Origin of the sequence: Dechloromonas hankyongensis (assembly GCF_022012295.1) — a bacterium.
Lineage (GTDB): Bacteria > Pseudomonadota > Gammaproteobacteria > Burkholderiales > Rhodocyclaceae > Azonexus > Azonexus hankyongensis.
Genome location: NZ_JAKLTN010000002.1, coordinates 979,134 through 995,933, shown reverse-complemented (window position 1 = coordinate 995,933; position 16,800 = coordinate 979,134). Strand labels below are relative to the sequence as shown.

General features: G+C 61.7%; 15 protein-coding genes. 9 read left to right on the top strand and 6 right to left on the bottom strand.

What is annotated here, in order from left to right:
* Nucleotides 1–53: 53 nt before the first annotated feature.
* The 3 genes from LZ012_RS13365 to LZ012_RS13355 form a co-directional block, all read right to left on the bottom strand.
* Nucleotides 54–353 carry a DUF2502 domain-containing protein gene (locus tag LZ012_RS13365; protein WP_275711306.1) on the bottom strand — a complete coding sequence of 100 codons (300 nt, stop codon included), beginning with the start codon at nt 351–353 and terminating at the stop codon, nt 54–56.
* Nucleotides 354–492: 139 nt separating this feature from the next.
* Complete coding sequence (locus LZ012_RS13360; protein ID WP_275711305.1) at nt 493–951, bottom strand: alpha/beta hydrolase; 459 nt, start codon at nt 949–951, stop codon at nt 493–495.
* 303 nt (nt 952–1,254) lie between these two features.
* Nucleotides 1,255–2,163, bottom strand: a complete 909-nt coding sequence (locus LZ012_RS13355) for a hypothetical protein (RefSeq protein WP_275711304.1) — start codon at nt 2,161–2,163, stop codon at nt 1,255–1,257.
* 204 nt (nt 2,164–2,367) lie between these two features.
* On the opposite strand from LZ012_RS13355, the gene LZ012_RS13350 reads away from it, so the two are divergent.
* Together LZ012_RS13350 and LZ012_RS13345 are read left to right on the top strand one after the other, a co-directional pair.
* On the top strand, nt 2,368–3,159 hold the full coding sequence (locus LZ012_RS13350; protein WP_275711303.1) for a DUF1684 domain-containing protein: 792 nt from the start codon (nt 2,368–2,370) through the stop codon (nt 3,157–3,159).
* 75 nt (nt 3,160–3,234) lie between these two features.
* A complete protein-coding gene (locus LZ012_RS13345; protein ID WP_275711302.1) occupies nt 3,235–3,711 on the top strand; it encodes a VF530 family protein in 477 nt (158 codons plus the stop codon).
* 48 nt (nt 3,712–3,759) lie between these two features.
* On the opposite strand, the gene LZ012_RS13340 is transcribed toward LZ012_RS13345, so the two are convergent.
* Nucleotides 3,760–4,890 (bottom strand): aminotransferase class V-fold PLP-dependent enzyme, encoded by a 1,131-nt coding sequence (locus tag LZ012_RS13340; RefSeq protein WP_275711301.1) that lies wholly within the window; start codon nt 4,888–4,890, stop codon nt 3,760–3,762.
* A 116-nt stretch (nt 4,891–5,006) separates the two neighbouring features.
* Here LZ012_RS13340 and LZ012_RS13335 point away from each other — a divergent pair, with 116 nt between their 5' ends.
* Together LZ012_RS13335 and LZ012_RS13330 are read left to right on the top strand one after the other, a co-directional pair.
* A complete protein-coding gene (locus LZ012_RS13335) occupies nt 5,007–6,296 on the top strand; it encodes a Glu/Leu/Phe/Val family dehydrogenase (RefSeq protein WP_275711300.1) in 1,290 nt (429 codons plus the stop codon).
* 61 nt (nt 6,297–6,357) lie between these two features.
* The gene (locus LZ012_RS13330; protein WP_275711299.1) at nt 6,358–6,567 is read left to right on the top strand and encodes a DUF3460 family protein; all 210 of its coding nucleotides are present in this window, start codon (nt 6,358–6,360) and stop codon (nt 6,565–6,567) included.
* 158 nt (nt 6,568–6,725) lie between these two features.
* Here LZ012_RS13330 and LZ012_RS13325 read toward each other — a convergent pair whose 3' ends face one another.
* Together LZ012_RS13325 and LZ012_RS13320 are read right to left on the bottom strand one after the other, a co-directional pair.
* Nucleotides 6,726–8,246: a fumarate hydratase gene (locus LZ012_RS13325; RefSeq protein ID WP_275711298.1), complete on the bottom strand. Its 1,521-nt coding sequence runs from the start codon at nt 8,244–8,246 to the stop codon at nt 6,726–6,728.
* Nucleotides 8,247–8,259: 13 nt separating this feature from the next.
* Nucleotides 8,260–8,796 carry a TIGR00645 family protein gene (locus LZ012_RS13320; RefSeq protein WP_275711297.1) on the bottom strand — a complete coding sequence of 179 codons (537 nt, stop codon included), beginning with the start codon at nt 8,794–8,796 and terminating at the stop codon, nt 8,260–8,262.
* 274 nt (nt 8,797–9,070) lie between these two features.
* Between LZ012_RS13320 and acs the strand changes: the two genes are divergently transcribed.
* The 5 genes from acs to LZ012_RS13295 all read left to right on the top strand — a co-directional run bounded on the left by acs (nt 9,071) and on the right by LZ012_RS13295 (nt 16,797).
* A complete protein-coding gene (gene acs, locus LZ012_RS13315) occupies nt 9,071–11,035 on the top strand; it encodes an acetate--CoA ligase (protein WP_275711296.1) in 1,965 nt (654 codons plus the stop codon).
* Between the two features lie 240 nt (nt 11,036–11,275).
* Entirely contained in the window at nt 11,276–11,470 is a 195-nt protein-coding gene (locus LZ012_RS13310) for a hypothetical protein (protein ID WP_275711295.1), read from the top strand.
* A 3-nt stretch (nt 11,471–11,473) separates the two neighbouring features.
* Nucleotides 11,474–14,185, top strand: a complete 2,712-nt coding sequence (locus tag LZ012_RS13305) for an ATP-binding protein (protein ID WP_275711775.1) — start codon at nt 11,474–11,476, stop codon at nt 14,183–14,185.
* A gap of 17 nt (nt 14,186–14,202) precedes the next feature.
* Nucleotides 14,203–14,574 (top strand): response regulator transcription factor, encoded by a 372-nt coding sequence (locus tag LZ012_RS13300; RefSeq protein ID WP_275711294.1) that lies wholly within the window; start codon nt 14,203–14,205, stop codon nt 14,572–14,574.
* A gap of 63 nt (nt 14,575–14,637) precedes the next feature.
* Nucleotides 14,638–16,797 carry a 3'-5' exonuclease gene (locus LZ012_RS13295; protein ID WP_275711293.1) on the top strand — a complete coding sequence of 720 codons (2,160 nt, stop codon included), beginning with the start codon at nt 14,638–14,640 and terminating at the stop codon, nt 16,795–16,797.
* The last annotated feature ends 3 nt before the right edge of the window (nt 16,798–16,800 follow it).

Genomic DNA, 16,800 nt, shown 5'->3' with positions numbered 1-16,800 from the left:
TCAAAAAGGGCGATGCCGCAGCATCGCCCTTTTTATTGGTTGGGGCTGCTTGATCAGCAGCGTCCCTTCTTGGCCTGCCCCGGCGGGCAGTGGCCGCCGTCCTGGTGCGGCACACCGTTGTCGCGGCGGCCGGTGTAGTAGCGCTCCCCCCGGTGGCCGTCATGGCGCCGCCAATAATCCGGATCGCGGTACTCGTAACCATCCCAGTAATAGCCACGGGTATCGCGGGTACCGAAGGTGACGCTCACCCCCGGCGCATCGATACGGACATTGCCGAGATTGACGTTGATATCAGCCGCAATGGCCAGCAGCGGGGCGGCCGCGAGCAGGGTGGTGATCAGTATTCTTTTCATATGACTCTCCTAGGGGATTGCTTGGCTGACAACGTGCCGGCCGTAGTTGTTTCTTTCCATTACCCGGAAATGATAGCGGACTGCGGGGCATCCGTGGAACCCGGGCTGCGTCCGGCTGCACACCACTGCGGCGTGGCGGTCAGGCGGCTACCACGAACTTGCAAACTTCGCTTGAATACTCGCGAAGAAACGCTTGCTTGTCAGGCAGCGGTTCCGTGCTGTGCGGCGGCGGCAGATCCATGAATGAGAAATGACCGGCACCGGAAGTGATGCGAACATCCACCGTTTGCCGATCGCGCATGGCATCAGCCAGCCATTTGGTTTGCGCGGGTGGCGTAATGCCATCCTCGGAACCAACCCAGGCCAGAATCGGAAGCCGCACCGCAACAAGCGCCCCCGGAGCCTGGAAGAACCCGGTAGGTGGTGCCAGTAGCGCAAGGCGGGTTAAACGGCCATCCGGTGTGATATTGACGCGCCGACCGGGCCCCAACCACATCTGTCCTCCCGCCAGAGCGAGAAGGGTAGCAGCACCAATGGAGTGGCCCACGCCCGATACCATTGTGCCGGGCGGAACAAAGGCATCGAGCGCGAGAGACAAGCGCCTCGCCCGGAGAGTCAAATCCGCCTCGCTTGGAACTGGGGAAGCGAGTCGTTCGAAATGTGGCGCAATGACTGTGTAACCGGATTCCGCCAAGGCGGCCAAAAGAGTGGCGTGACGTTCCGGTTGACCGCCAGCGCCCACTGCGAAAAGCACGACTGGAGAATTTCTTGCGGCTTCAAATACTGAGACTTTGAATGATTCAGCCCCATCTTGCAGTGTTTGCGTCTGCATTAAAGAGTCATCACATTGTGTGAATAGATATCGATGCGGCTAAGGTTCAGTATTCCCCGTACCGCCGGGTTAGCTATGAATGGTAGAAAAATCGGAAGCAATAATGTCATCGCCGTCAGGAAGCTCATGCTGAAAATAGATTTCCTGAAATGAGAAAAAGTGAGCAAAAAACGTGTGCATATTCACTCCTTCACGCGGCAAATCGAATTCAGCCGGCGCGCTCTTGGAGATCAGGATTTTTAGAACTAGCGATATATGTTTGAACGTCTCGCTAATAACTGCTGCTACGTGGTTAGCTGTATGAACGCTAACTACGCCATGAGGCTCCATAGATAGCATGTCGGGATAACCGAGCAAAGGGATAACCATACTCCGGAATGCTCCTGCATCATCGCCGTGGACAGACGATGATAAAAGTGTCTTTTGTGCTTTTCGATACTGGATATGTTCGGCTGCTTCATCGTCGGAAAGACCTGCCAGCTGGAAAGCCTTTCTGATGTACTGGTACACCTTTCCAAATCCGATGCTACTTTTCCATAGGGAATCGAAATCAACGCCATCGTCGCCAAAGAGCTGAATAGCAAACTCGTGGTCTCCGAGGCAAGCTACAGAAATGTCGAGTATCTCCAGGTAGTTTCTCGTTATCGGGCGGCAGGTTTCCTCAAGGCCACTCGTCAAGAGCAGGCGAATGGCTATTAAGCAGTTAACGGACCTATGAAGTTGTGAAATGAACGCGGCGCTCCGCGTGCTCATCTTTCGCTCACCGACGAATCGTGTAAGCAGGAGCAGGCATGATGTGGCTAAGCTGAGCAAGAACAGGTGTTTTGGAATTAGCTCACTAGCCTGGGAGTTCGCGACGCTGAATGACCCTTTCAGATATTTGTCCAAGTCGAACAAGGTTGCTTGGGGAAAGCTGGCTACCTTCGACTCCCAAATGTTCAGAAACTCAGTTTGCATTGCTTCAGAGTCGATGTTCATGGCTACTGGTCGTAAACGACAAAAACGTCGAATATTCTAGCGAGTGTTCAATGTGCGGGATCACAGAACACCAGAGATCAGCATGGCACAACCGAAACGGATGAGCAGTTGAATATTTTGGGCATGATAGGCGATGCAAACCGGACAATGCTGACGACTTAATCATACAGCATGCTGTTTGAGCGGATGGAAGGAAGAGCAGGAATGGATAGCGGTAAGCAGCAGGCGTGGCATCGGTGGCGGAATGCGCGGGAGGTAGAGCTTTCCGGGCCGGATAGCTGGATCGGATTGATCGGCCTGCACTGGCTGGAGCCGGGTTCAAACCGGGTGGGTAGCGGCGAGGATTGCGTTGTTCGCCTGCCGGGCGGGGCGGCGCATCTGGGCGAACTGCTGTGGGCGGGCGATTCGCTGCGTTGGCAGCCGGTGAAAGGTGAGGCGCTGGAGTTGGTGACTGACCGCGATGGCGCGCCGACGACGGTGGATTGTGCACCGTTGGCTTTCTTCGTGGTCGAGCGCGATGGCCGACTGGCGGTGCGGCTGCGCGATCGGGAATGGGCGAAGACGCAGCCGTTTGCTGGCCTGGCGTATTTCGACTACGACCCGGCGTGGGCTATCGACGCGGCCTGGGAGGCGCTGGAGCCGCCGGTGGTGATGGAAGTGCCAAACGTGACGGACGACCTCAAACTGGTGTCGGTGACGCACAAAGCTGTTTTCGCAGTAGCGGGAGAGCCGGTCGAATTGCTGCCGATGAGTGTCAGCGAACGCGAGGTGTTCTTCGTCTTCCGCGACCGGACGAGCGGCCGGGACACCTATGGCGCCGGGCGCTTCCTCAAGGCCAAACCGGCTCAGGATGGGCGGATTCGGCTGGATTTCAACTTCGCTTTCAATCCGCCCTGTGCCTTTACGGCCTTTGCCACCTGTCCGCTGCCGCCGCCGGAAAATTGGTTGTCGTTCGCCGTCGAGGCCGGGGAGATGAAGCCGGCCAAGTCGGCGTAGGGCGGCCATGGCGGGCGGGCGCCGGGTAGGGCTGCGGGTACAATATTGTCTTTATCCGGGCCTTCGGGACCTGTCATGACTACTGAAATCGATTACCAAAACAACCCGCTGCACGGCCTGAGCCTGAAGGATTTGCTGAAGCAGATCGTCGAGCATTATGGCTACGAGGTTCTCTACGCCTATCTGAACATCCAGTGCTTCAGCCGAAACCCGAGCATTGACGCCAGTATCAAGTTTCTCAAGAAAACCGACTGGGCGCGCGAAAAGGTCGAAGCGTTCTATCTTTACCAGTTCAAGAGCCTGCCTCGTGCTTCCGATGAGGAATTCGAAAAGCCGCCGCGGGATCGCATTATTCCAAGTGATCAGGTGCCCGGTCGGCCGGCTGAGTTGAGTCTGGAGGATGCCCAGCGGCTGCGCGAAAAGCGGGCGAAGAAGGCCGCCGAGCGGGAGGCGGGCGGTGGGCAGCGCGCCGGCTACGGCCAGCGTGACGCCGGGCGCCCCCGAGCGCCGGCCGGCGCCCAGGAAGACCCGTGGGCGAAGTGGAAGAAATGAGAGGGTTGGCCCGCCTGTCCGGCTAAGCTGGACGAGGCGGGCTGAAGGTCAAGCCTGGATCGCGTCGAGCGCCTTCGCCAGGTTGGCCACCGTGCGCTCGGGGTTGTGCAGCTTTTCCAGGCCGAACAGGCCGACGCGGAAGGTCCGGAATTCCGGACCTTCGTCGCATTGCAGCGGCACGCCGGCCGCGGTCTGCAGCCCGGTGGCGAGGAATTTCTTGCCGGACTGGATATCGGGGTCGGTGGTGTAGCTGACCACCACGCCGGGCGCCTTGAAGCCTTCCGCCGCCACGCTGGGGAAGCCGCGCGCTTCGAGCAGTTCGCGGATGCGGCGGCCGAGTTCCTGTTGTTCCCGGCACACCTTGTCGAAGCCGTAGGCCTCGGTTTCCAGCATCACGTCGCGCAGGGCAGCCAGGGCGTCGGTCGGCATGGTGGCGTGGTAGGCGTGGCCCCCGTTTTCGAAGGCCTCCATGATCTGCAGCCATTTCTTCAGGTCGCAGGCGAAGCTGCTGCTGGTCGTTTCGTCGATGCGGGTTCGGGCGCGCTCGCCGAGGGTGACCAGGGCGCAGCACGGCGATGCGCTCCAGCCTTTCTGCGGCGCGCTGATCAGGACGTCGACCTCGCAGGCCTGCATGTCCACCCAGACCGTGCCGGATGCCACGCAGTCGAGCACGAACAGGCCACCCACTTCGCGCACTGCGGCGCCGACTGCCTTGATGTAGCTGTCGGACAGGATCATGCCGGAGGCCGTTTCGACGTGCGGCGCAAACACGACGGCCGGCTTGTGCTGGCGAATGGCGGCGACGACTTCCTCGATGGGCGCCGGGGCGAATGGGGCCTGGGCGCCGCTGCCGGTCTGGCGTGCCTTGAGCACGACGGCTTCGGAAGGAATCTTTCCCATGTCGAAAATCTGCGTCCAGCGGAAGCTGAACCAGCCGTTGCGGATGACCAGCACCTTCTGGTCCGTGGCGAACTGGCGGGCCACTGCCTCCATGCCGAAGCTGCCGCTGCCCGGTACGACGATGGCCGAACGGGCGTTGTAGACCTGCTTCAACAGGCGCGAAATGTCCTTCATGACGCCCTGGAAGCGCTGCGACATGTGGTTCAGCGCGCGGTCGGTATAGACCACGGAGTATTCGAGCAGGCCATCGGGATCGGGGTGTGGCAGCAGAGCGGTCACGGAGTGTCTCCAGTCGGTTGTTGTGCCGCGAGCATACCGCCAAGCCGCGATTCGGCGCTAGTAATGAACGACCGGATGCGCGACACTGCAGGAAACTCGGACATGGAGACATCGACATGAACGTGAACGCACCGCAACTGCCTTCCTATATCTCCAGTGAAAACCTGGGGCCATGGCACATCTACCTGCAGCAGGTGGAGCAGGTTGCACCCTTCCTCGACAAATCCCTGTGGCCGTGGATCGAAACCTTGCGCCGGCCCAAGCGTTCGATGATCGTCGATGTGCCGATTCGCCGCGACAACGGGGAGGTCGAGCATTTCGAGGGCTACCGGGTGCATCACAACACCTCGCGCGGCCCGGGCAAGGGTGGGGTCCGTTTCCATCAGGACGTGACGCTGTCCGAAGTCATGGCGCTGGCCGGCTGGATGACCATCAAGAACGCCGTGGTCAATGTGCCGTTCGGCGGCGCCAAGGGCGGTATCCGCGTCGATCCGCGCCAGCTGTCGCTATCGGAACTCGAAGGCCTGACCCGGCGCTACACCAGCGAGATCAGTTCGATGATCGGTCCGGACAAGGATATTCCGGCGCCGGACATGAACACCAATGCCCAGACCATGGCCTGGATGATGGACACCTACTCGATGGGTGAGGGGCGTACGGTGACCGGCGTGGTCACCGGCAAGCCGATTTCGTTGGGCGGCTCGCTGGGGCGCCAGGATGCCACCGGGCGAGGGGTATTCGTGACGGCGCGCGAGGCGGCCCGCAAGCTGCAGATTCCGCTCGAAGGTGCCCGAGTCGCCGTGCAGGGCTTCGGCAATGTCGGCGAGGCCAGTGCCCGGATGTTCGCCCAGGCCGGCGCCCGCATTGTCGCAATTCAGGATGTCAGCGGCACGATCTACAACGCGGCGGGCCTCGATGTTGCGGCACTCAAGGCGTATCAGCAGGCGAACGGCACGCTGCTCAGCGCCCCGTGCGGCGAGTTCATCGACAATACGGCCTTCTGGGGCGTTCCGTGCGAATTCATGGTGCCGGCTGCGCTGGAGTCGCAGATCAACCGCTTCAACGCCGAGCAGGTTCTGGCCCGTATCGTGGTCGAAGGGGCGAACGGTCCGACCACGCCCGAGGCCGATGCCATCCTCGCCGAGCGGGGCATCACCGTCGTTCCGGATGTCCTGGCCAACGCTGGCGGCGTCACTGTCAGCTATTTCGAATGGGTGCAGGACTTTTCCAGCTTCTTCTGGAGCGAGGAGGAAATCAATGCCCGGCTCGAACGGATCATGGCCGAGGCCTTCAACGCCATCTGGCAACTAGCCGAGCAGCGCGGGATGTCGCTGCGCTCGGCGGCTTTCGTCATCGGCTGCAGCCGGGTGCTCGAAGCACGTGCAACGCGCGGACTGTATCCATGATCCGGCCAACGGCGTGATAGAATCGCGGGATTGTCTTGTTTAGCTTGAGGAATGCCGCGAAATGGGTGACGTCAATACCAGCTACGTGTCCGATCACCAGACTTGGATGAACGAGCAGCTCGAAAATAATCCGCAATGGGTGGAAGACCAGAAGGCCGGCCGCGCCCTGTGGTGGGACAAGAAGCAGGACGTCGATACGTCGGCCCGCAACGCCGCTTCCAAGGTTCCGCAGAAGTCGTATCCGTACGACGTGAATTTCTTCGGCGAATAAGCTTTCGCTGCGTCAGGATTCAGGCCGGCGACAACGGCCAAACAGAAACGCCCGATGAATTTCATCGGGCGTTTTCATTTGTGGCAGCGGAGAAAATGGTGCGCTGCACAAATAAAAAACCCGGCCGGAGCCGGGTTTTTTCGATTGGGTGTGGCTGATCAGGCGGCGACAGGAATCTTGCCGATCTTGACCTGCCATTCCTTCGGGCCTGTGTTGTGCACCGAGGTACCGGCCGAGTCGACGGCCACGGTGACCGGCATGTTCTCGACGTCGAACTCGTAGATGGCTTCCATGCCCAGGTCGGCGAAACCGACGACCTTGGCCGACTTGATGGCCTTGGCCACCAGGTAGGCGGCGCCGCCGACGGCCATCAGGTAGGCCGACTTGTTGTCCTTGATCGCCGCGATGGCGGTAGGGCCGCGCTCGGACTTGCCGACCATGGAGATCAGGCCGGTCTGTTCCAGCATCATGCGGGTGAACTTGTCCATGCGGGTGGCGGTGGTCGGGCCGGCCGGGCCGACGACTTCGTCACGCACCGGATCGACCGGGCCGACGTAGTAGATGACGCGGTTGGTGAAGTCCACCGGCAGCTTCTCGCCCTTGGCCAGCATGTCAGCGATGCGCTTGTGGGCGGCATCGCGGCCGGTCAGCATCTTGCCGTTGAGGAGCAGCTTCTGGCCCGGCTTCCAGGCGGCGACTTCTTCCTTGGTCAGGGTGTTCAGGTCGACGCGGGTGGCGGCCTTGAGGTCGGGCGTCCAGGTCACGGCCGGCCAGTCTTCCAGCTTCGGCGGCTCGATCTTGGCCGGGCCGGAACCGTCAAGGTGGAAATGGCAGTGGCGGGTCGCGGCGCAGTTCGGCACCAGGGCGACCGGCAGGTTGGCGGCGTGGCAGGGGTAGTCGAGCACCTTGACGTCGAGCACGGTGGTCAGGCCACCCAAGCCCTGGGCACCGACGCCCAGCGCATTGACCTTTTCGTACAATTCGAGGCGCAGTTCCTCGGCGCGGGTCTTGGCGCCGCGGGCCTTCAGTTCATGGATGTCCACCGGCGCCATGATCGATTCCTTGGCCAGCAGCATGGCCTTTTCCGGCGTGCCGCCGATGCCGATGCCGATAATGCCCGGCGGGCACCAGCCGGCGCCCATTTCCGGGATCTTCTTCAGCACCCAGTCGACCAGGTCGTCGGACGGGTTGAGCATGGCGAACTTGGACTTGGCTTCCGAGCCGCCGCCCTTGGCCGCACAGATCACTTCGACGTGATGGCCTTCGACGATCTCGAAGTGCACGACGGCCGGGGTGTTGTCCTTGGTGTTCTTGCGGGCACCGGCCGGGTCGGCCAGCACCGAGGCGCGCAGCGGATTGTCCGGGTTGGCGTAGGCACGACGGACGCCCTCGTTAATCATTTCCTGGATGCTCATCGTCGCATCCGGCCAGCTGACCTGCATGCCGACCTTGATGAAGACCATGCCGATGCCGGTGTCCTGGCAGATCGGGCGATGGCCTTCGGCGGCCATGCGGGAGTTGGTCAGGATCTGGGCGATGGCATCCTTGGCGGCGGGGCTTTCCTCGCGCTCGTAGGCTTCACCCAGCGCCTTGATGTAATCCAGCGGGTGGTAGTAGCTGATGTACTGGAAGGCATCGGCGACGGACTGGATCAGGTCTTCCTGTTTGATGGCGGTCATGCGCAACTCCGGGTCAGTGGTTTTTCTGGTGTTGAAGGGCAAGGGTCTGGGTCATGGTCTTGTCGACAAGCGCCATGGCCAGGGCGGAGAAAAGGAATACGACGTGGATGACGACCTGCCACATCAGCGTGTGCTCGGACAGGTTCGCGGCGTTGATGAAGCTCTTCAGCAGGTGGATCGACGAAATGCCGATGATGGCGGTCGACAGCTTGATCTTGAGGACGCCGGCATTGACGTGGGACAGCCATTCCGGCTGGTCCGGGTGATCGTCGAGGTCGAGGCGCGAGACGAAGGTTTCGTAGCCGCCGACGATGACCATGATCAGCAGGTTGGCGATCATCACCACGTCGATCAGGCCGAGGACGACCAGCATGACGTCAGTCTCGCTGAGGTGGGCGGCGTCGAAGGCGTTGTGCACCAGGTGGCTCAATTCCACCATGAACAGCCAGCAGTAAACGACCTGGGCGACGATCAGGCCGAGGTAGAGCGGAGCCTGGATCCAGCGGCTGGCGAAGATGAACGATTCGAGAAATTTGATTGGCGAACTCATCGTCAAGGGGGCTGTTAAGGGGGACGGCAAGTTTACCACGCGGCACGCCTGTGCTGCCGTAGCCGGCACCTGTCATAAATTGTTGCGCTATTGTTGCGCCGCAGCGTGCGTTCGTAAGTCCGTTGTAAGATTATCCCGTTCTAATGCCGTTTAAACGCTGGCTGGGGGGATCAGGGTTCTCCGGCTTGCGCGGCTTTAAAACATCCCGGGACAAACCCGGGATCCGATAGGTTGTTTCTACATAATTTTGCGAAGTACCGCAGAGGAGAAAAATATGTCGAATGAGTCCGTGCAGCTAATTTATCCGTCTGACGAAATCGTCAAGAACGCGGCGGTTTCGGGGATGGACGCCTACAGGGCGCTGTGCGCGGAAGCAGAAGCCGACTACGAAGGTTTCTGGGCCAAGCGTGCCCGCGAATTCATCACCTGGAAGACCCCCTTCACCCAGACGCTTGATGAATCCAATGCTCCGTTCTTCAAGTGGTTTGCCGACGGCAAGCTGAACGTTTCCTACAACTGCCTCGACCGCAACGTCGAAGCCGGTCTGGGCGACAAGGTTGCCATCATCTTCGAAGCCGACAACGGCGAAGTGACCAAGGTCACCTACAAGGAACTGCTGGCCAAGGTCTGCAAGATGGCCAACCTGCTGCGTTCCAAGGGCGTCAAGAAGGGCGACCGCGTCGTCATCTACCTGCCGATGACCATCGAAGGCATCGTCGCCATGCAGGCGTGTGCCCGTATCGGCGCCCCGCACTCCATCGTTTTCGGCGGTTTCTCGGCCCAGTCGCTGCGCGATCGTATCAACGACGCCGGCGCTGTCATGCTGATCACCTCCGACGGCCAGTTCCGCGGTGGCAAGGCCATCCCGCTCAAGCCGATCGCCGACGAAGCCTTCTCCATGGGCGGCTGCGAATCCGTCAAGAACGTCATCGTCTTCAAGCGCACCGGCGGCGACGTCAATATGGTTGCCGGCCGCGACGAGTGGCTGCATGACGGTCTGGCCAACCAGCCGGAAACCTGCGAACCGGAATGGGTCGAAGCCGAACACCCGCTGTTCCTGCTCTACACCTCGGGTTCCACCGGCAAGCCGAAGGGTGTCCAGCACTCCACCGGCGGCTACCTGCTGCACGCCATCATGACCATGAAGTGGACCTTCGACATCAAGCCGACGGATACCTTCTGGTGTACGGCCGACATCGGCTGGGTTACCGGTCACACCTACATCACCTACGGCCCGCTGGCTTGCGGCGCCACCGAAATCGTCTTCGAAGGCGTGCCGACCTATCCGGATGCCGGCCGTTTCTGGAAGATGATCCAGGACCACAAGGCCACCATCTTCTACACCGCCCCGACCGCGATCCGTTCGCTGATCAAGGCTGCCGACAGCAATGCCGCCGTGCATCCGAAGAGCTACGACCTGTCGTCGCTGCGCATCCTCGGTTCGGTCGGCGAGCCGATCAACCCGGCTGCCTGGCAGTGGTACTACGACAACGTCGGCGGCGGTCGCTGCCCGATCGTCGACACCTTCTGGCAGACGGAAACCGGCGGCCACATGATCACCCCGCTGCCGGGCGCCACCCCGCTGGTTCCGGGTTCCTGCACCCTGCCGTTCCCGGGTATCCAGTTCGCCGTGGTCGATGAGACCGGTGCCGATCTGCCGTGGGGCCAGGGCGGTATCCTGGTCTGCAAGAAGCCGTGGCCGTCCATGATCCGCACCATCTGGGGCGATCCGGACCGTTTCGTTAAGTCCTACTATCCGGCCGACTTCCAGGGCAAGTACTACCTGGCTGGCGACGGCGCTATCCGTGATGCGGACACCGGTTACTTCACCATCACCGGCCGTATCGACGACGTGCTGAACGTTTCCGGTCACCGCATGGGCACCATGGAAATCGAATCGGCTCTGGTCGCCAACCCGCTGGTTGCCGAGGCTGCCGTTGTCGGCCGTCCGGACGACCTGACCGGTGAAGCCATTGTCGCCTTCGTGGTTCTGAAGGGCGCTCGTCCGACCGATCCGGAAGCTGCCAAGAAGATCATCAAGGAACTGTCCGACTGGGTTGGCAAGGAGATTGGTCCGATCGCCAAGCCGAAGGACATCCGCTTCGGCGACAACCTGCCGAAGACCCGTTCCGGCAAGATCATGCGTCGTCTGCTGCGCGGCCTGGCCAAGGGTGAGGAACTCACGCAAGACACCTCGACCCTGGAAAACCCGGCCATTCTGGAACAGCTGAAGGGCTAAGGCGAACGTGCCGGGTTTTGCCTACGGTGAAACCCGGTCGCCTGCGGGCAATCTTTTGGCTGCCCGCCTGACACGATCAACAGGGATGATGGCCTTGCCACGTCATCCTGACAGAACAAGGGGCAAGGAGGAGACAATGGTCGCCCATAAGGCGGCCTCCCGTGTGGTCGCACCAGACTGCATTCCCGAACGGCTGGCACGCTTGGCGTGCCAGCCGTTTTTATTTGGGGGGGACGGTACATGAAACGGGCAAGCCCGACTCGCCAGCGATTGGCCGCCCTCGGCCTGCTCGGCATTCCGTTGCTGACCTATCCTCTGCTCAGCCTGCCCGGTGGCAGCTTGGATGGTATTCCGGCCAGCTATCTGTATCTTTTCGGCGTGTGGGCTGGGCTCATCGGCTTGGCTGCCTGGGTTGCCGAAGGGCGGGGCAAGTAAGTGGTGCTTTCCGGCTGGCTCATCGCGCTGTTGTCGGTGGCCTATCTCGGCCTGCTGTTCGCGGTCGCCCGTTTTGGCGATGCTCGGGCGGATGCCGGCAAGTCGATCATCTCGGCCAACGTTTACGCGCTGTCGTTGGCCGTCTACTGCACCTCGTGGACCTTCTACGGCAGCGTCGGCCGGGCGACCTCGGGCGGCTTGTCCTTCCTGACCATCTACCTCGGGCCGACCTTGATGCTGCTGTTCGTCAGCGTCATCGTCAAGATGATCCGCATCAGCAAGGCGCAGCGCATCACGTCGATCGCCGACTTCATCGCCTCGCGTTACGGCAAGAGCCAGTTGCTGGCCGGGATGGTGACCATCATCGCAGTGATCGGCGTGGTGCCCTACATCGCCCTGCAACTCAAGGCCATGGCCGCCAGTGTCGATGTCCTGCTGGCGCCTTCCGGGCGCAGCGGCGTCTGGCTGGGGCTGGATTCAACCCTGCTGATCGCCGCCATCTTGGCTATTTTCGCCATCCTGTTCGGGACCCGCCATCTCGATGCCACCGAACGCCACGAGGGCATGGTGGCGGCGGTTGCGTTCGAATCGGTGGTTAAGCTGCTCGCCTTCATGGCGGTCGGCCTCTTCGTCACCTACGGCATGTACGGCGGCCTCGGCGAGTTGTTCCAGCGTGCCACGGAGACGGCCGATCTCGGGCGCCTGCTGCAGCCCGATTCGTCGCGGGCTGGAACGTGGACGACACTGATCGTGCTGTCCGGCCTGGCCATCGTTTTTCTGCCGCGCCAGTTCCAGATTATCGTCGTCGAGAATGTGGACGAATCCCACGTCAAACGTGCCGTCTGGCTGTTTCCGCTTTACCTGCTGCTGATCAATATCTTCGTCCTGCCGCTGGCGATCGGCGGCTTGCTGCATTTCGGCGGGCAGGGCATCAACCCCGATACCTTCGTGCTCACCCTGCCACTGGCGCGCGGCGCCGAATCGCTGGCGCTGCTCGCTTTCATCGGCGGGCTGTCGGCCGCCACCGGCATGGTCATCGTCGAGACCATCGCGCTGTCGACCATGGTCTGCAACGATCTGGTCATGCCTTGGCTGCTGCGCTCGGCCTGGCTGCAGGCCCGGCATCATCAGGACCTGTCCGGGCTGCTGATCGGCATCCGGCGGGTCGCGATAGCCGTGATCGTGCTGCTCGGCTACATCTATTTTCGGGCCGCCGGGGAAGCCTACGCGCTGGTCGGCATCGGGTTGATTTCGTTTGCCGCTGTCGCCCAGTTCGCGCCGGCCATGTTCGGCGGCATGTACTGGAAGCACGGCACGCTGGCCGGTGCGGTGGCTGGCCTGTCGGCCGGCTTCGTCGTCTGGTTGTACACCCTGTTGCTGCCTTCGTTCGCCAAGTCGGGGTGGATTTCCAGTAGCTTCGTCGACCAGGGGCTGTTCGGCATCGCCTGGCTGAAGGCGCAGACGTTGTTCGGGTTGGGCGGGTTGGACGAGATTTCGCATTGCCTGTGGTGGAGCATGCTGGCCAATGTCGGCTGCTACATCGCCGTTTCCCTGAATTCCCGACCGGATGCCGTCGAGGCCAGCCAAGCCGAGCGCTTTGTCGATGCCTTCCGCTTCGATCGGCGGAATGCCGAAGCCCGGCTGTGGCGAGGCAAGGCGTCGTTGGACGCCGTGGTCCGCCTGCTCGAGCGTTTCCTCGGGGCCGGCCGGGCGCAGCAGCAACTGGCGCTCTACGCCCGGGGCAAGGGCGTGGACGACTGGCGCCGGCTGTCTGCCGATGCCGAATTCGTGCATTTTGCCGAGGCGCAGCTAGCCGGGGCCATCGGTTCGGCCAGCGCCCGGGTGATGGTCGCCTCGGTGGCCGAGGAAGAGGACCTCGGTCTGGAAGAGGTGCTCGACATTCTCGATGAGGCCACCCAGGTCCGGGCCTACAGCCGGGAACTGGAGGCCAAGCAGCACGAGCTGGAGGCAGCGACCAACGACTTACGCGAAGCGAACGAGCGTTTGCGCGAAGTGGACCGCATGAAGGACGACTTCATTTCGACGGTGACGCACGAACTGCGCACGCCGCTGACCTCGATCCGGGCGCTGTCGGAAATGCTGCACGAGGACCCGCGCATCGACCTGCCCAACCGCAAGCGTTTCCTCGGCATCATCGTCAATGAAACGGAGCGCCTGACCCGCCTGATCAACCAGATTCTCGACATGGCCAAACTGGAGTCCGGACGGGCCGAGTGGTTCTCCGGGGCAGTCGATCTCGGCGCCATTGCCCGCGAGACGATCGCTTCGCTCGAGCAGTTATTCCGCGACAAGGGCGTCGCGCTGGACAGCGATATCCCGGCCAGCGGCCCGGTGGTGGTGGCCGACAGTGACCGCCTGACCCAGGTGCTGATCAACCTGCTGTCCAATGCCGTCAAGTTCGTTCCGGCCGACAGCGGCCGGGTGCATGTCCGGGTCGGTGTCGCCGGCCGCATGGTGCGGGTCGAAGTGAGCGATAACGGTCCCGGCCTGACGGCCGAGGAATGCGATGTCATTTTCGAAAAATTCCGTCAGGGTGGAAACACGCTGACCGACAAACCCCAGGGAACCGGTCTGGGACTGCCGATCAGCCGGCAGATCATCGAATACTTCGGTGGTAAGCTTTGGGTTGAAAGCCGCCCGGGCGAGGGCGCCAATTTCATTTTCACGGTGCCGTTGCCGGCATCGGAGGAATAACAAGGGAGACTAAACGCATGACCAAAAAAATCCTCATCGTCGATGACGAACCCAACATCGTCATCTCGCTCGAGTTCCTGATGAAAAAGGAAGGTTTCGAGGTTGCCGTCGCCGTCGATGGCGAAGAGGCGCTGGCCAAGGTCGACAGCTTTCGGCCCGATCTCGTCCTGCTCGACGTCATGATGCCGAAGAAGTCCGGCTTCGAAGTCTGCGAAGCCTTGCGCGCCGATCCGGCCAAGGCCGGGCTGGTGGTCGTCATGCTCACCGCCAAGGGGCGGGAGACCGAGGTGGCGAAGGGGCTCGCCATTGGCGCCGATGCCTATGTGACCAAGCCGTTCTCGACCAAGGACCTGGTGGCCAAGGTCAAGGGCATGCTCGGCACGGCCTGATTTCCGAAGCGTTCCGGCTGGCCGCTGGAAGCCGCCTATAACGATAACCAACGGATGCCTGCCATGAAGGCAAAACATCGTTTCATTCTCGCCGTGGTCGTTCTCGGTCTGCTCATGACCGGGCCTTTCGTCGTCACCTCCTTGCTCGTCTGGCTGGACATGAAGGACGCCGAGCGCGACATGCTGACCGCATTGTTGGTTTCGCGCCTGCCGGTCGGCACGATGATGACCCTTTTCGGCTTCGTGATCGGCGTGATGGTGCTGCACAAGCTGTTCAAGCAATACGTCGAAGGCCTGTTGCGCATGGCCGAAACCTTGCGCCTGATGCTTGGGGCCAACCGCAATTTCCGCGTCGCGCCGGAAGGGCCGCCCGAAGTGCAGCAGCTGGCCCAGGCTGCCAATGACCTGGCGCAGCAGCGCGATGCGCTGATGGACGACGTCGATTCCCAGATTGCTCGCGCCAAGGCCTCGGTCGAGGAGGAAAAGAACCGGCTGGCCGCGCTGATGTCGGAACTGGCGCAGGCGGTGGTCGTCTGCAATCTGGATGGCCGCATCCTGCTCTACAACAACCGCGCCCGCCTGCAGTTCAAGGCCCTCTCCCAAGGGCCGACTTCAGTGGCCGGCGGGGCGTTGATCGGGCTGGGGCGTTCGATTTTCTCCATCCTGGAGAAGAGCCAGGTCGAGCATTCGCGCGAGGTGATCGACCAGCGTCTGGCCAACGGCAAGACGCCGATTGCCAATTTCATCACCACCACGCGCGGTGGCCAGTTGCTGCGCGTCCAGATGGTGCCGGTCCTCGGCGGGGCTGGCGAGGCACGCGACGCCAAGATGTCGGGCTATGTGCTGACCGTCGAGAACATCACGCGCAGCATCGAGGAAGAGGAGCGTCGCGACCAGGCGCTGCACACGCTGACCCAGGGCAGCCGTTCGTCCATAGGCAACATCCGGGCGGCGGTGGCCAATCTGCTCGATTATCCGGACATGGAACCGGAACTGCGCGAGCGTTTCCTGCGTGTCATCGACGACGAAGTGGCCAAGCGCAGCCAAGTCATCGACCAGACCATGAACCAGTTTTCCGATGCCATCAAGACGCGCTGGCCGCTCGAAGACGTGCTCGGCATCGACATCATTGCCGCCGCCCAGCGCCGCATTGACGACAAGCTCAAGCTGGCGACCAAGACCGAGGAAATGGACGACAACCTGTGGATCAAGGCGGACAGCTTTTCGCTGGTCTTCGCCTTAGGTTCCCTTGCTTCCAAGCTGCAGGATCACTACGAACCGCGCGAGTTGCGCTTCCGGCTGACCTCCAACGGCAAGCTGGCCTACCTCGACCTGATCTGGGCCGGTCCGGCCATGTCGTCGGAAACCTTCTATACGTGGGAAATGGAGTCGATGCAGATCGGCAACGAAAGTTCGCCGCTGACCCTGCGCGACGTCGTCGACCGTCATGGCGGCGAAATCTGGTACGAGCGCGAGAAGGCGGCGCACCGGGCCTTCTTCCGCTTCGTGCTGCCGGTGGCCATCCCGGAAGCCGAGCAGGTGATCGAGGAACGCCATGTCACCGGCCGCCCGGAATACTACGACTTCGACCTGTTCAAGTTCGAAGACAAGTCCATCGACCTCGACCGCAAACTGTCCGAGCTGACCTACACGGTGTTCGATACCGAAACGACCGGCCTCGAGCCGTCCAACGGCGACGAGATCATCCAGGTCGGCGCCGCCCGTATCGTCAATAACCGTCTGCTGCGCCAGGAAACCTTCAACCAGATCGTCGATCCGGAAATTCCGCTCAAGCCGGAATCCATCCCCATCCACGGCATCACCGAGGACATGGTACGCGGCCAGCCCAATATCGACATCGTGCTGCCGGCTTTCCATGAATTCTGCGAAGACACGGTGCTGATTGCCCACAACGCCGCCTTCGACATGCGCTTCCTGCAACTCAAGGAAGAGCGCACCGGCATCCGCTTCACGCAGCCGGTGCTCGATACCCTGCTGCTGTCGGCCGTGGTGCATCCCAACCAGGAATCGCACAAGCTGGACGTGATCCTGGAACGCCTCGGCATCACTATCGGCGCTCGCCATAACGCCCTCGAGGATGCGCTGGCGACCGGCGAAGTATTCCTGAAACTGGTCAAGCTGCTCGAGGACAAGGGCATCGTTACCGTGCGCCAGGCGCTGGAAGCGGCCGAGAAAACCTATTTCGCCCGGATCAAATACTGAGCG

What these genes read in the sequence shown, in the direction of transcription:
- LZ012_RS13365 (WP_275711306.1), bottom strand. Translation starts at nt 353, where the DNA reads ATGAAAAGAATACTGATCACCACCCTGCTCGCGGCCGCCCCGCTGCTG.
- LZ012_RS13355 (WP_275711304.1), bottom strand. Translation starts at nt 2,163, where the DNA reads ATGAACATCGACTCTGAAGCAATGCAAACTGAGTTTCTGAACATTTGG.
- LZ012_RS13350 (WP_275711303.1), top strand. Translation starts at nt 2,368, where the DNA reads ATGGATAGCGGTAAGCAGCAGGCGTGGCATCGGTGGCGGAATGCGCGG.
- LZ012_RS13345 (WP_275711302.1), top strand. Translation starts at nt 3,235, where the DNA reads ATGACTACTGAAATCGATTACCAAAACAACCCGCTGCACGGCCTGAGC.
- LZ012_RS13335 (WP_275711300.1), top strand. Translation starts at nt 5,007, where the DNA reads ATGAACGTGAACGCACCGCAACTGCCTTCCTATATCTCCAGTGAAAAC.
- LZ012_RS13330 (WP_275711299.1), top strand. Translation starts at nt 6,358, where the DNA reads ATGGGTGACGTCAATACCAGCTACGTGTCCGATCACCAGACTTGGATG.
- LZ012_RS13325 (WP_275711298.1), bottom strand. Translation starts at nt 8,246, where the DNA reads ATGACCGCCATCAAACAGGAAGACCTGATCCAGTCCGTCGCCGATGCC.
- LZ012_RS13320 (WP_275711297.1), bottom strand. Translation starts at nt 8,796, where the DNA reads ATGAGTTCGCCAATCAAATTTCTCGAATCGTTCATCTTCGCCAGCCGC.
- acs (WP_275711296.1), top strand. Translation starts at nt 9,071, where the DNA reads ATGTCGAATGAGTCCGTGCAGCTAATTTATCCGTCTGACGAAATCGTC.
- LZ012_RS13310 (WP_275711295.1), top strand. Translation starts at nt 11,276, where the DNA reads ATGAAACGGGCAAGCCCGACTCGCCAGCGATTGGCCGCCCTCGGCCTG.
- LZ012_RS13300 (WP_275711294.1), top strand. Translation starts at nt 14,203, where the DNA reads ATGACCAAAAAAATCCTCATCGTCGATGACGAACCCAACATCGTCATC.
- LZ012_RS13295 (WP_275711293.1), top strand. Translation starts at nt 14,638, where the DNA reads ATGAAGGCAAAACATCGTTTCATTCTCGCCGTGGTCGTTCTCGGTCTG.